The following is a 14561-nucleotide window of genomic DNA, read 5'->3' as shown; positions in this document are numbered from 1 at the left end:
TTTCGCAGGAAACACCGCAGCATGTCCGCTCGCCCCGGCTTCCGTTCCAACCGCAGAGAGCGCGGTGATGGCTTCGATCGCGATCGCGACGAGTCGCGCATCGACCAGTTGCGGGTACCGCCCCATTCGGTGGAAGCCGAGCAGGCGGTGCTGGGTGGCCTGATGCTGGCCCCTGAGGCCTATGACCGGGTCAATGACCAGCTGACCGAAGGCGATTTCTACCGCCGCGACCACCAGATGATCTATCGCGCGATCCGTGAGCTGTCCGAGCGCGAGCGGCCGTTCGATGCAGTGACCCTGGGCGAGTGGTTCGAATCGCAGGGCAAGATGGAACTGGTGGGCGATGGTGCCTATCTGATCGAACTGGCCAGTACCACCCCGTCGGCGGCCAACATCGTGGCCTACGCCGAGATCGTGCGTGACAAGGCGGTGCTGCGGCAGCTGATCCAGGTGGGTACCGACATCGTCAACGACGGCTTCCAGCCCGAGGGACGCGAGAGCAGCGAGCTGTTGGCCTCGGCGGAAAAGAGCGTGTTCGCCATCGCCGAACAGGGCGCACGCGGCCGTACCGATTTCGTGGCGATGCCCGGTGCATTGAAGGATGCCTTCGAAGAGCTGCGCAGCCGCTTCGAGAACGGCGGCAACATCACCGGCCTGCCGACCGGCTACAACGATTTCGATGCGATGACCTCCGGCCTGCAGCCGACCGACCTGATCATCCTTGCCGCGCGCCCGGCCATGGGCAAGACCACCTTCGCACTGAACATCGCCGAGTACGCGGCGATCAAGTCGAAGAAGGGCGTGGCGGTGTTCTCGATGGAAATGTCGGCATCGCAGCTGGCGATGCGCCTGATTTCCTCCAACGGCCGCATCAACGCGCAGCGCCTGCGTACCGGCCAGCTGGAAGACGAGGACTGGAGCCGCGTCACCAGCGCGATCAAGATGCTGAAGGAAACCAAGATCTTCATCGACGACACGCCTGGCGTGTCGCCGGAAGTGCTGCGTTCCAAGTGCCGCCGCCTCAAGCGCGAGCATGATCTGGGCCTGGTGGTGATCGACTACCTGCAGCTGATGAGCGTGCCGGGCAACAGCGAAAACCGCGCGACCGAAATCTCGGAGATCTCGCGTTCGCTGAAGGGCCTGGCCAAGGAACTGCACGTGCCGGTGATCGCGCTGTCGCAGCTCAACCGCTCGCTGGAAACGCGTACCGACAAGCGCCCGGTGATGGCCGATCTTCGCGAATCGGGCGCAATCGAGCAGGATGCGGACATGATCGTCTTCATCTACCGCGACGATTACTACAACAAGGAAAATTCGCCGGACAAGGGCCTGGCCGAGATCATCATCGGCAAGCACCGTGGCGGCCCGACCGGGTCGTGCAAGCTGAAGTTCTTCGGCGAGTACACCCGCTTCGACAACCTGGCCCACGACTCGGTCGGTTCATTCGAGTAACCGTAGTGCCGGCCGCTGGCCGGCAACCACCCCACGGCCGGCAAACCATTCGAAACGCCAAACGTCCGTATGTGGCGTGTAAATGACATGTAACGCGACGCTTCTACGATTCCGCCGCTGCTGCCCTTCGACGCCGCCCTTCGGCGTCCAGCGTGCCCAAGGAATCCGCCCCCATGCCGTCCCACGCTCCGCTTCGCCGCAATCTGCTGGCCCTGCTGGTCTGTGCTTCGCTGCCGTCGCTGGCTGCCGCTGAAACCGCCCCCGCCACCGACGCACAGTCGGCCACCACCCTCGATTCGGTCTCGGTGATCGGCCGCGGTGAAGCGCGCCAGGTGCAGCGCGTGACCGCCGAGGACATGAAGGTGCTGCCGCCGGGTGCCAATCCGCTGAAGCTGCTTGCAACCAAGCCGGGCGTGCATTTCGAATCGGCCGATGCCACCGGCGCCTACGAATGGTCCACCACCATCAGCCTGCGTGGCTTCAACCAGAACCGCCTGGGCTACACCCTTGATGGCATCCCGCTGGGCAACATGGCCTATGGCAACAGCAACGGCCTGCATATCAGCCGCGCGGTGATCAGCGAGAACCTGGGCGGTGCGGAGGTCTCCACCGGCATCGGCGCACTGGGTACGCCGTCCACCAGCAACCTCGGCGGCGTGTTCCAGTTCTACTCGATCGATCCGTCCACCGAGTATGGGGTCGTGCTGGCACAGAGCTTTGGTAGTGACAGCGCACGCCGCAGCTATGCACGCCTCGATACCGGCGAGCACCAGGGCTTTGCCGCCTACCTGTCCGGCGTGTATTCGGAAGGTGACAAGTGGAAGGGCAAGGGCTCGCAGGAGCTGAAGCAGTTCAACGGCAAGGCCACCTACAACTTCGGAACGGACAGCAGGATCACCGCGCTGTTCAACGCCTCGCGCCGGGTCGAGGCCGATTACCAGGATCTGTCGCTGGAAATGATCGATCGCCTCGGCTGGGACTGGGACAACTACGCGCCGGACTGGGATCGCGCCGTCGCCGCCGCACGCGGCAAGTTCAGCGGCGGCGTCAACAGCCCGTGGGATGCGTACTACTCCGGCCACGGCCTGCGCAACGATGACCTGTCCAGCATTGCCGGTGATTTCGGCCTGAACGAGTCGATGCGCTTGAAGGTCAATGTCTACAACCACAGCAACCGTGGCCAGGGCCACTGGTTCAGCCCGTCCAATCCGTCGAACCCGGGCACCAGCCGCGAGATTCCGATCTCGATCCGCACCACCGAGTACGCGATCGACCGTACCGGCGTGACCTCGGCGTTCACCTGGAACGTCGGTGGCCACGAACTGGAAGCCGGCCTCTGGTACGAGGACAACGGCCACAGCGTGCAGCGCAACTTCTACTACATCGACGGCCCGATCACCGACGACTTCTTCCTGCGCAACCCGGACCAGCGCGTGTGGCACCAGCGCTACACCACCATCACCCGCCAGTTCTACGTGCAGGATCGCTTCCGCCTGTTCGATGACCGCCTGACCATCGACATCGGCGCGAAGTCGCCGCACACCCGCACCAGCGTGCGCACGCCGCTGGGCAGCTATGCCAACAACAGCAGCCTGACCTCGAAGAAGGGCCTGCTGCCGCAGGCCGGCTTCAACTTCAAGCTCAACGAAGGCAACGAGATCTTCGGTTCGTTCGCCAAAAACGTCGCCGCCTATGCGCTGGGCGTGGGCAGCCCGTTCAATGTGCCGCAGGCCGCCTTCGATGCCAGCGCGAAGAACCTGAAGCCGGAACAGTCGCGCACCATCGAGCTGGGTTGGCGTGGCTACGGCCGCGGCTATGAAGCCTCGGTGGCGGTGTACGACGTCAAGTTCGACAACCGCCTGCTGGCCATCGCGCAGTGCGTGGGCATCCTCGGTTGCCCGGCACTGTTCTCCAACGTCGGTTCTGTGACCAGCCGCGGCGCCGAGGCGACCCTGCAGCTGAAGCCGATGCAGGACCTGACCTGGTCCAATGCGCTGTCCTGGAATGACAGCACCTACGACAACGACTACGTGAACAACGGCGTGGTGCCGACCCGCGGCAAGACGACCGTCGACACCCCGGAATGGATGTTCGCCAGCACCCTGGCGTGGACCCCGGGCCCGTGGGACCTGCGCCTGGCCGCCAACCATGTCGGCAAGCGCTATGTGACCTATACCAACGATGTGTCGGTGCCGAGCTACTGGCTGGTCAACGCCTCGGCGGCCTATGACTTCGGCAAGCTCGGCCCGGCGCAGAACCTGACCGTAGCGCTGAACCTGACCAACCTGACCGACAAGCGCTACCTGTCCTCGATCAACACCAACGGTACCTACGCCGCCGACCCGACCCGCAGCCTGGCGACCATGCAGGTCGGCGCGCCGCGCCAGGTGATGGCCACCGCTACCGTGCGCTTCTGATGCGCGGGCCTGTCGATCCGGAAAGCCGTCGTCGCCTGCTGCGCATGGCGTGGCAGGGCGCGGGGGCGGCGATCGCGCTGGCGGCGATGCCGGGGTTGGCCACGGCCGGCCCACGGCCGCGGCTGGGGCGCGATCCGTTCACCCTCGGTGTCGCCGCCGGTGATCCGGATCCACAGGGGGCCGTATTGTGGACGCGGCTGGCACCGGACCCGCTCAATGGCGGCGGCATGCCGTCGCGGGCGGTGCCGGTGCGCTGGTTCGTGGCCGAGGACCCGGGCATGCGCCGGCTGGTGCAGCGGGGGACTGCGGCCGCGGTGCCCGAGCTGGCGCATTCGGTGCACGTGGAGGTCAACGGCCTGCGCCCGGGCCGTGACTACTACTATCGTTTCGCCTGCGATGGCGACGAGGAGAGCGCGGTCGGCCACTTCCGCACCGCGCCGCCGCTGGACACGCAACTGCAGCAGCTTCGGTTGGCCCTGTGCACCTGCCAGGCCTGGAACAGCGGCTACTACCCGGTGCTGCGCGATATCGCGCAGAGTGATGTCGACCTGGTGCTGCATGCGGGTGACTACCTGTACGAATACAGCCCGCTGCAGAACGCGCGTGGTCGTGCGCTGGATGCGCAACGCTTCAGTGGCGAGACCGTCAGCCTGGAGCGCTACCGTGACCAGTACGCGCTGTACAAGCTCGATCCGGATCTGCAGGCCGCGCATGCCGCACACGCGTTCGCGGTGATCTGGGACGACCATGAAGTACAGAACGATTACTCCGGCGTCCACCCGGAAAAGCCCGGCGTATCAACGGAGGACTTCATCATCCGCCGCGCCGCCGCCTACCGCGCGTTCTACGAGCATCTGCCGATGCGCAGCACACCTGCGGGCAACGGCGGCCTGCGCGTGCATCGGCGCCTGCGTTACGGCGATCTGGCGCAGCTGACCCTGCTCGATTGCCGCCAGTTCCGCCCGGCCAATCCCTGTGGCGTGGGCGAGTCGCCACGCTGTGATGCTGCACTGGACCCGCGCATGAGCATGCTCGGCACGGGCCAGGAGGCGTGGTTCGCGCAGTCGATGGCGGCCGCGCAGGGCACGCGCTGGAACGTGGTGGTGCAGCAGTTGCTGATGGCGCAGCTGCGGCTGGACGGTGGCACGCCACGCGAGCGCTTCTGGAATGACGCCTGGGATGGCTATCCCGCCGCACGTAACCGGCTGCTGCAGGCGATGCAGGCAGGCGGGCAGGGCAATGCCATCGTGTTGGGTGGCGACTGGCATTCCACCTTCGTCAACGACCTGAAGCTGGATTTCGACGCGGCCAGTGCGCCGGTCGTAGCCACCGAATTCATCGCTCCGGCGATCAGCAGTGGCGGCGACGACACGCCATACGGGCCGTACTACGGGCCGTCGATTCCGCAGAACCCGCATATCCGTTACTTCGACGGTGACCGCCGTGGCTGGTGGAAGCTGCAGCTGAACCGGCAGACCGTGGACGCGGAACTACGCTTCGCCGACAGCGTGCTGCGTGCGGACGCTGTGGTGCGCACCGCGGCGCGTTTCCAGGTGACCCACGGCCGCCCGGGCGCGGTCCCGGTGTAAATCCCTGCGGTAGTGCCGGCCGCTGGCCGGCAATCTCCTGAATCTCCGGTTTCCCCACAATCGGTTTCATCGCCCCCAGCCCGGGTTTCGTCGCAAACCGTTTGCGGGCGGCCAGGGCGGGGCGCCAAGGTGTCCGCAGGCGGCAGGGTGCCGCCACAAGGAGACCGTGATGAAGACCTTGTTCGCGCTCGGTGTGTGGTGCCTGCTGTTCGTGCTGTGCTGGCCGCTGGCGATCCTCGCCCTGATCGCTTGGCCGTTCGTGTGGCTGCTGAGTCTGCCGTTCCGCCTGGTCGGCATCACCTTCTCGGCCCTGTTCGCGTTCCTGCGCGCGCTGTTCATGCTGCCGGCGCGCCTGCTCGGTGGCCGGGCGGTGGCTGCATGAGGACGGTGCTGCTGGTGGCGCTGGCATTGCTCGCGGGGCCGGCACTGGCCACACCTCCAGCGCCACCCTCGGTGTGGCTGGAGCGCCAGCAGACTGCCGCTGCCGACGAGGCGGATGCAGCGGCGGCCAAGGCGGTCAAACCCAAGGAGCACTGCCGGGTAGTGAAGGAATGGAAGGCGGGTGAAACCGTGGTCCAGCACCGGATCTGTGATGATCCGCCGAAGAAGCCGGCTGGAAAGGTGTAGCGCCGAGCCGATGCTCGGCTCTTTTCCCGGGATAGCCGAGCGTGGGCTCGGCTCTACATCATCAGCGCAATCAAAAAACCCCGCCGAGGCGGGGTTTTTTGATTGCTGGAGTGCGCCGACCAACGGTCGGCACCCACCTGGGTGCAGATCAGTTCGCCTTGTGGATGGCGCGCTTGCTGACCGCCATCGCGGCGTCGTGGATCACTTCCGACAGCGACGGGTGAGCGTGGCAGATGCGGGCCAGGTCATCGGCCGAGCCGCTGAACTCCATGGTCAGCACGCCTTCGTGCACCAGCTCGGAGACGTTGGCGCCGACCAGGTGCATGCCGAGGATGCGGTCGGTTTCGGCATGGGCCAGGATCTTCACGAAGCCTGCCGGCTCGATCATCGCCACGGCACGGCCGTTGGCGGCGAACGGGAAGCTGCCGGCCTTGTACGGAATGCCTTCGGCCTTCAGCTGTGCTTCGGTCTTGCCGACCCATGCCAGCTCCGGCTCGGTGTAGATGACCCACGGGATGGTGTCGAAGTTGACGTGGCCCGGCAGGCCGGCGATCAGCTCAGCCACCGCGATGCCTTCCTCGAAGCCCTTGTGCGCCAGCATCGGGCCGCGCACGCAGTCGCCGACCGCCCACACGCCGTTGACGCCGGTGTGGCAGTGCGCATCGACTTCGATCTGGCCGCGCTCGTTGATCTTGACGCCGGTGCCTTCGGCCAGCAGGCCCTTGGTGGCGGCGCGACGGCCAACGGCCACCAGCAGCTTGTCCACGGTCAGGGTCTTTTCGCCTTCGCTGTCGGTGTAGGTGACAACGACTTCCTTCTTCTTGCCCTTGCCGGTGATCTCGGTCTTGGAGACCTTGGCGCCGAGGCGGATGTCCAGGCCCTGCTTCTTGAATTCCTTGGCAGCGGTCTTGGCCACTTCGGCGTCGGCCACGGCCAGGAAGTCCGGCAGTGCTTCCAGGATGGTGACTTCAGCGCCCAGGCGCTTCCACACGCTGCCCAGTTCCAGGCCGATCACGCCGGCGCCGATCACGGCCAGGCGGTTCGGCACTTCGGTGAAGTCCAGGCCGCCGACGTTGTCGACGATGGTCTCGCCGTCGAACTTGGCGAACGGCAGTTCGATCGAATCCGAACCGGCGGCGATGATGACGTTGGTGCCCTTCAGCTCGACGATGGAACCGTCATGCTGGGTGACCTTGACCACGTTGCCCGGCTGCAGTTCGCCGAAGCCGTAGTAGGCGGCGACCTTGTTGGCCTTGAACAGCATGCCGATGCCGCCGGTGAACTGCTTGACGATCTTGTCCTTGCGGCCAACCATCGCCTCGACGTCGATCTTGGCATCCTTGAAGCTGATGCCGTGGTCGCCAAAGATGTGGCCCATGTTCCAGAACTGGCGCGAGGAATCCAGCAGCGCCTTGGACGGGATGCAGCCCACGCGCAGGCAGGTGCCGCCGAGGGCCGGCTTGCCGTCCTTGCCCAGCGCTGCGTCGATGCAGGCGGTCTTCAGGCCCAGCTGTGCCGCGCGGATGGCAGCGTGGTAACCGGCCGGGCCGGCACCGATGACTACGACGTCGAATTGTTCAGCCATTGAATTATTCCTTGATGCATTACCAGAACCCCTCCGCGCAGGCGCGGAGGGGCGGGAGGTGTCTTACAGGCCGAACAGCATGCGGCCCGGGTTTTCCAGCTGGTTCTTGATGTCCACCAGGAACTGCACCGAGTCCTTGCCGTCGATGATGCGGTGGTCGTACGACAGCGCCAGGTACATCATCGGCGCGATCACGACCTGGCCGTTCTGGGCGATCGGACGCTCCTTGATGGCATGCATGCCCAGGATGGCGCTCTGCGGCGGGTTGATGATCGGGGTCGACAGCAGCGAACCGAAGGTGCCGCCGTTGGTCACGGTGAAGGTGCCGCCCTGCAGTTCTTCCAGGCTCAGCTTGCCGTCACGGGCCTTCTTGGCGTAGTCGGCGATGGTCTTCTCGATGTCGGCGAACGACATGCGCTCGACGTTGCGCAGCACCGGCGTGACCAGGCCCTTCTCGGTCGACACGGCGATCGAGATGTCCGAGTAGCCGTGGTAGATGATGTCGTCGCCGTCGATCGAGGCGTTGACCAGCGGGAAGCGCTGCAGGGCATTGGCAGCGGCCTTCACGAAGAAGCTCATGAAGCCCAGCTTGATGCCGTGTGCCTTGACGAACTCGTCCTGCAGTTCCTTGCGCGCCGCCGAGACCTTGGACAGGTCGACTTCGTTGAAGGTGGTCAGCATGGCGGTGGAGTTCTTCGACTCCATCAGGCGCTCGGCGATGCGCTTGCGGATGCGGGTCATCGGCACGCGCTCTTCCGGACGTGCGCCACCGGCCTTGCCGGCGCCGCCGTTGCGGGCGAAGTTGACGATGTCTTCCTTGGTCACTGCGCCGCGACGGCCGGTGCCGTCGACGTCGGCCGGGTTCACGCCTTCGGTGATGGCGGTGAAGCGGGCGCCCGGCGGCAGGGTGTCGGCGGCCGACTTGGCAGCCGGGGCCGGAGCGGCGGCAGCGGCCGGCGCAGCGGCGGCCGGAGCGGCCTCGGCCTTCTTCTCTTCAGCGGCCGGAGCCGGGGCAGCAGCGACGGCGCCTTCCTCGATGATCGCCACGACCTGGCTGGAGGTCACGGTCGAGCCTTCGGCGAACTTGATTTCCTTGAGCACGCCGTCGACCGGCGACGGCACTTCCAGGACGACCTTGTCGGTTTCCAGGTCAAGCAGGTTTTCGTCGCGCTTGACGGCGTCGCCCACCTTCTTGTGCCAGGTGGCGATGGTGCCGTCGGCGACGGATTCGGGCAGTACCGGGGCTTTGACTTCGGTGGCCATTGCGGGAGCTTCCTGGTTTGTCTTCTAAATAGGGGGAGGATTATTCAGCGAACGTGTCGTTGAACGGGTTGACCAGTGCATCGGCGACCAGCTGCTGCTGTTCGCGGACGTGGTCAGCCATGTGACCGGCAGCCGGCGAAGCCGAACGTGCGCGACCGGCGTAGTGCAGGTTCTGGCCATCGGCCAGGCAGAACTGCAGGTGGTGGCGGATCTGGTACCACGCACCCTGGTTCTGCGGTTCTTCCTGCGTCCACACCACGTCGGTGGCCTTGCCGTACTTCTTCAGTTCGGCAGCCAGCAGCGCACGCGGGAACGGGTACAGCTGCTCCACGCGGATGATCGCCACGTCGTCCTGGCCACGCTTGGTCTGGTCTTCCAGCAGGTCGTAGTAGACCTTGCCCGAGCACAGCACCACGCGCTTGACCTTCTTGGCGTCCGCGTTGGCGTCGCCGATCAGGTGCTGGAACTCGCCGTTGGCCAGTTCGTCCAGGGTCGACACGGCCAGCTTGTGGCGCAGCAGCGACTTCGGCGACATCACCACCAGCGGCTTGCGGGTGGTCAGGTGCTGCTGGCGACGCAGCATGTGGAAGGCCTGTGCCGGGGTCGACGGCACCACCACCAGCATGTTCTCCAGCGCGCACAGCTGCAGGAAGCGCTCCAGGCGCGCCGAGCTGTGTTCCGGGCCCTGACCTTCATAGCCATGCGGCAGCAGCAGGGTCAGGCCGGAGATGCGGCCCCACTTGGCCTCACCGGCGGCGATGAACTGGTCGATGACGACCTGGGCACCGTTGGCGAAGTCGCCGAACTGGCCTTCCCAGATGCACAGCGTGTTCGGATCGGTGGTGGAGAAGCCGTACTCGTAGGCCATCACCGCTTCTTCGCTCAGCAGCGAATCGATGACGGTGGCCTTCTCCGGCGAATCCACCAGCTGCCGCAGCGGCATGTAGTAGTTGTCGGTCTTCTGGTCGTGCAGGATCGCGTGGCGGTGCGTGAACGTACCGCGACCCACGTCCTGGCCGACCAGGCGCAGGGCACTGCCTTCGTCGAGCAGGGTGGCGTACGCCAGGTTCTCGGCAAAGCCCCAGTCGCCCGGGATCTCGCCAGCGGCCATCTTGCGGCGGTCGTCGTAGACCTTGGCCACGCGCGAGTGCAGCTGCACTTCGTCCGGAATGGTGTTGATCAGCTTGGCCAGTTCGACCAGCTTGTTCTTCTCGACCTTGGTCGAGATCGGGTCGGACAGCTTGCCTTCCAGCAGCTTCGGCCAATCGACGAACAGCGGGCTGGTCGGCGGGGTCTTCTCGACCTTGGCCAGCTCGGTGGTCACTTCACCGGCATCCAGCTTCTCGCGGTAGGCATCGACCATCGCCTTGCCGGCACCGGCGGCGATCACGCCCGCCTTTTCCAGCTGCTCGGCGTACATCTCGCGGGTGGTGGCGTGCTTGCGGATCACCTGGTACATCAGTGGCTGGGTGATCGCCGGTTCGTCGGCCTCGTTGTGGCCCCAACGGCGGTAGCACATCAGGTCGATGACCACGTCCTTGGCGAACGTCTGGCGGAACTCGAAGGCCAGCTGAGCGGCGAACACAACGGCTTCCGGATCATCGCCGTTCACGTGCAGCACCGGGGCGGCGATCATCTTCGCCACGTCGGTGGCATAGCGCGTGGAACGCGTATCCAGCGGGTTGGAGGTGGTGAAGCCAACCTGGTTGTTGACCACGATGTGCACGGTGCCGCCGACGGCGAAGCCGCGGGCCTGCGACATCTGGAACAGTTCCATGACCACGCCCTGGCCGGAGAAGGCCGCGTCGCCGTGGATCAGGATGGGCATGACCTGCTTGCGCGCGGTGTCCTTGCGGCGCTCCTGGCGCGAACGCACGGAACCGGCCACGACCGGGTCGGCGATTTCCAGGTGCGACGGGTTGAACGCCAGCGCCAGGTGCACCGGGCCGCCATCGGTGGCGACGTCGGCGGAGAAGCCCATGTGGTACTTCACGTCACCGGCCGAGGCGTGCTCGTCGTGCTCGAACTTGCCTTCGAATTCGTCGAACAGCTTGCGCGGATTCTTGCCCAGGGTGTTGACCAGCACGTTCAGGCGGCCGCGGTGGGCCATGCCGATCACCACGTCCTTGACGCCATCCTTGCCGGCGCTGCGGATGATGGTGTCCATCATCGGGATCAGCGAGTCGCCGCCTTCCAGCGAGAAGCGCTTCTGGCCGACGTACTTGGTGTGCAGGTAGCGCTCCAGGCCTTCAGCCGCGGTCAGGCGCTCCAGGGTGCGGCGCTGGGTATCAGCGTCCAGCTGGTAGTTGCCACCGGCCAGTTCCAGCTTCTTGTAGATCCACTGGCGCTGCTCGACCTCGGAGATGTGCATGAACTCCGCACCGATCGAGCCGGTGTAGGTCGCCTTCAGGCGTGCCAGCAGGTCGCGCAGCTTCATGCGCGGCTGGCCACCGACGCCGCCGGTGCTGAACTCGCTGTTGAGGTCGCCATCGGACAGGCTGTGGAACGGCAGGCCCAGGTCCGGGGTGTTGACCGGTGCGGCCAGGCCCAGCGGATCGAGGCGGGCGTCCAGGTGGCCGCGCGAACGGTAGGCAGTGATCAGACGACCGACATTGCGCTCGCGCTCGTCGCCTGCACCGTTGCCGGTACCGGCCTTCAGCGCATCCTTGGCCGCGTCCGCAATGTGGGAGATGACGGCCGAGTGCGGAATGTCACCTGCTTCACGGCCCTTGAAGCCGTCGAAGTAGGCTTTCCATTTGGGATCGACACTATCCGGGGAGACCAGGTACTGCTCGTACAGGTCCTCGACATAGGAGGCGTTGCCGCCGGCGAGTTGCGAAGATTGCGCAAACTGCTTCAGTTGATTGTCCACGATGGAGGGTGTTGATTCGCTTTGTGGGGTATGGCTTCAGAAGGACCCGGCAGGAAGATGAATAGCCCTGCGCGGGCGCGTTCAAACAGCCAAATTGTACCCCCAACCGGACACGAAGGGGCACCACTAGAGGTATCGCGCGTCCCCCGGTGCCGGTTCCAGACAGGTTGAGTCAGCCCGCTCCGCTCAGATGCCGAGCGCGCGCAGTTCGCTGCAATCACGCGAACGGTCCCAGACGCGCTGCAATTGCTGCTCGAACGGCTGCGAACGTGTCGGCAGCGCGATGCCGGCTTCGCCGTCGAGGCGATGGCCGATCAGACGAAAGTAGAAGTCGCCCGCATCGTTGAGCAGACAGGCCGAGGCCAGTGCACGGTCGACCGGGTCGGTGACCTCGCGGAACTGGATCACGCTGGGCAGGCGCTGGGCCAGCGCCAGCAGTGGCGCCCCGGCAGAGGCGATCGCGGCGGCGTCGTGCACGATCACCCGCAGCTGCTTGTCGTGGCGGGCGGTGACGAAGCGGCGCAGGGCGGCCTGTACCGACGGCGCGTCGAGCAGTCCCGGGTCCAGCTGACGGCTGTGCAGCCACACTTGGCGGCGGGCGCGGTGGACGATGGCCGTGGTGATGGCCACCGCCTGCTCGCGGCTGTCGATGGCACTGGCCGCGCCCAACCGGCGGCGCATCTGCTGGTGGCCGATGCCGGCCTCCTCGAACACCTCGCCTTCGGGCAGGAAACCCTGGCGGGCATAGAAGTCACGGGCGGGCAGCTGGGCGTGCAGATGCAGCTCGGCCAGGCCGAGCCGGCGCCCGGCCTCCACCAGTGCTTCCAGCAGGGCCTCGCCGACCCCGCGGCTGCGATGGCTGGCCAGCACCGCCATGCGGCCGATGCGGCCATCCGGGGCCAGCCGGCCCGTGCCGACCGGCTGGTTGTCACTGTCCAGCGCCAGCACATGGGCACTGACCGGGTCCAGCGCATCGCGTTCCAGCTCGGCGGCGATGCCCTGTTCCTGCACGAACACGCGTTGGCGCACCTCGTGGATGGCAACGTGGGCGTCGGCGTGGCTGACCTGCTGGACCCGGATCATGGTGGCGACTCAGGCGCGGCCAGCACCGCTGTCGTCTTCCTCGTCGTCCTCGAAGTTGACGATGACCTCGATGCCGTCGTCGTGCACGGTCACGGTGTGGACATCGTCGGACACCGCGTCGGCGTCGATCGCATCCACGCGGTCGCGGCCTTCGACGACCTCGCCGAGCACCACGGCATCCTCGCCGTCTTCCTCGTCTTCGGCCTCGTATACCTCATTCGGGTCGATCAGCTGGAACACCCCGCCGACCAGCAGCTGCTGGACCACGGCACGGCCCTTGTCGGACAGGCCGCGATAAGCGGCGGCGTCCAGCTGTTCGGTGCCAGCCAGGCGCTGCGCGTCCTTCACCGGCAGCGCGAAGTCCTGGCCGCTGACATACAGGCTGGCGCCACGCTTGGCCCGGCGCCAGGCCAGGCGGGCCCACGGGTGGCGCTGCAGCAGCAGGCCCGAGGCCAGGGCCTGGACCACTTCTTCCTGTGCCGGTGCGGCCTGGTGGGCCATCACTTCGCCGGCGGCGCGGTAGGTGGTGATGAAGCGGCCAAACCAGTCACCCAGCTTGTCCGGGTCGTTCATGCGGATGGCGTTGAGCGCGGTGATCACCCGCGCCATCGCCACTGTGTCGATTTCGTGCGGGTCGGCCGGCACCTTCAGGTCGGCATCCTGGTAGCGGATGTTCTCGTCGGCATCGGCGATCAGGGTGTCCAGGTAGTCGCTGATCAGCTCGGCCGAAGACGGCGCGCGCATGCCGAACGAGAAGGTCAGGCAGGGATCTTCGGCGACGCCGTGGTGCGGCACGTTCGGCGGCAGGTACAGCATGTCGCCCGGCGCCAGCACCCAGTCGTGGGTCGGCTTGAACACCTTCAGCAGCTTCAGCTCCACGTCGGGGCGGAAGCCCAGCGGCGGCTGCTTGCCCTTGATCGATTCGCTGGCATCGATCTGCCAGCGGCGATGGCCATGGGCCTGCAGCAGGAACACGTCGTACTGGTCGACGTGGGCGCCGACCGAGCCGCCGGTGGCGGCGAAGCTGATCATCACGTCATCCATGCGCCAGCGCGGCAGGAAGCTGAAGTGCTCGATCAGGGCGCGCACGTCCGGGTCCCACTTGTCCACGTCCTGCACCAGCAGGGTCCAGTCGTGGTCGGGCAGGGCGGGGAACACGTCTTCCTGGAACGGGCCGGTACGCACGCGCCAGCCGTCCTGGGTCTTGTCGTGCTCGATCAGGCGTGCCAGCACGCCTTCTTCGCAGGCCAGCCCGGCCAGGTCTTCCGGCTGCACCGGGGTCTGGAAGTTGGGGAAGGCGTTGCGGATCAGCAGCGGGCGTTTCTGCCAGAAGTCGCGCAGGAAGGTGGCCGGCGCCATGCCCAGCGGCTGGCCGGGGCGGGCGGTGACTTCGATGAGGGGGGCGGAGGACTTGCGGGCGGCCATGGGGGAATCCTTGCAGCGGAAAGCGGGAGGGGCGGCGCGGCGGGCCGCCTGAGATCTCCATTGTCCGCCGTTCGTGGGGATTGCGCACGTGCGCGGGTTTGTCGCGGGGTGTCCGGCCAACGGCGGAGCCCCTCGTGGCGGGGTGGTTGGTCGCGCAAAGCGCCGGCTTCCTGGGCTGGGCCGGGCGGGGTGGGGTCGCGGGACACGCCGTGAACCCATCCATGAAGTGACCCCCGGGAGTTGGACGC

General features: G+C 66.3%; 10 protein-coding genes. 5 read left to right on the top strand and 5 right to left on the bottom strand.

Annotation, left to right across the window (positions count from 1 at the left end):
• Window positions 1-21: 21 nt before the first annotated feature.
• From MG068_RS13700 to MG068_RS13680, 5 genes are all read left to right on the top strand, one after another.
• Window positions 22-1452 carry a replicative DNA helicase gene (locus MG068_RS13700; protein ID WP_010486827.1) on the top strand — a complete coding sequence of 477 codons (1431 nt, stop codon included), beginning with the start codon at window positions 22-24 and terminating at the stop codon, window positions 1450-1452.
• Between the two features lie 173 nt (window positions 1453-1625).
• The gene (locus tag MG068_RS13695) at window positions 1626-3869 is read left to right on the top strand and encodes a TonB-dependent receptor family protein (protein ID WP_121505103.1); all 2244 of its coding nucleotides are present in this window, start codon (window positions 1626-1628) and stop codon (window positions 3867-3869) included.
• Window positions 3869-5458: an alkaline phosphatase D family protein gene (locus MG068_RS13690; protein ID WP_132810475.1), complete on the top strand. Its 1590-nt coding sequence runs from the start codon at window positions 3869-3871 to the stop codon at window positions 5456-5458. The genes MG068_RS13695 and MG068_RS13690 overlap by 1 nt, the downstream gene beginning before the upstream one ends.
• Window positions 5459-5627: 169 nt before the next feature.
• The gene (locus tag MG068_RS13685; RefSeq protein ID WP_010486834.1) at window positions 5628-5840 is read left to right on the top strand and encodes a hypothetical protein; all 213 of its coding nucleotides are present in this window, start codon (window positions 5628-5630) and stop codon (window positions 5838-5840) included.
• Entirely contained in the window at window positions 5837-6085 is a 249-nt protein-coding gene (locus tag MG068_RS13680; RefSeq protein WP_132810474.1) for a hypothetical protein, read from the top strand. The genes MG068_RS13685 and MG068_RS13680 overlap by 4 nt, the downstream gene beginning before the upstream one ends.
• Window positions 6086-6233: 148 nt before the next feature.
• On the opposite strand, the gene lpdA is transcribed toward MG068_RS13680, so the two are convergent.
• From lpdA to MG068_RS13655, 5 genes are all read right to left on the bottom strand, one after another.
• On the bottom strand, window positions 6234-7670 hold the full coding sequence (lpdA, locus tag MG068_RS13675; protein WP_049398740.1) for a dihydrolipoyl dehydrogenase: 1437 nt from the start codon (window positions 7668-7670) through the stop codon (window positions 6234-6236).
• 63 nt (window positions 7671-7733) lie between these two features.
• Entirely contained in the window at window positions 7734-8933 is a 1200-nt protein-coding gene (gene sucB / locus MG068_RS13670; protein ID WP_032129627.1) for a dihydrolipoyllysine-residue succinyltransferase, read from the bottom strand.
• 40 nt (window positions 8934-8973) lie between these two features.
• Entirely contained in the window at window positions 8974-11805 is a 2832-nt protein-coding gene (locus MG068_RS13665; protein WP_132810473.1) for a 2-oxoglutarate dehydrogenase E1 component, read from the bottom strand.
• A 186-nt stretch (window positions 11806-11991) separates the two neighbouring features.
• Window positions 11992-12888 carry a GNAT family N-acetyltransferase gene (locus tag MG068_RS13660; RefSeq protein ID WP_132810472.1) on the bottom strand — a complete coding sequence of 299 codons (897 nt, stop codon included), beginning with the start codon at window positions 12886-12888 and terminating at the stop codon, window positions 11992-11994.
• A gap of 9 nt (window positions 12889-12897) precedes the next feature.
• Window positions 12898-14313, bottom strand: a complete 1416-nt coding sequence (locus MG068_RS13655) for a ribosomal protein uL16 3-hydroxylase (protein WP_132810471.1) — start codon at window positions 14311-14313, stop codon at window positions 12898-12900.
• Between the last annotated feature and the right edge of the window lie 248 nt (window positions 14314-14561).

It is taken from the genome of Stenotrophomonas sp. ASS1, from assembly GCF_004346925.1.
In the GTDB taxonomy this organism is placed as follows: domain Bacteria; phylum Pseudomonadota; class Gammaproteobacteria; order Xanthomonadales; family Xanthomonadaceae; genus Stenotrophomonas; species Stenotrophomonas maltophilia_A.
This window is presented reverse-complemented; position numbering and strand designations above follow the sequence as displayed.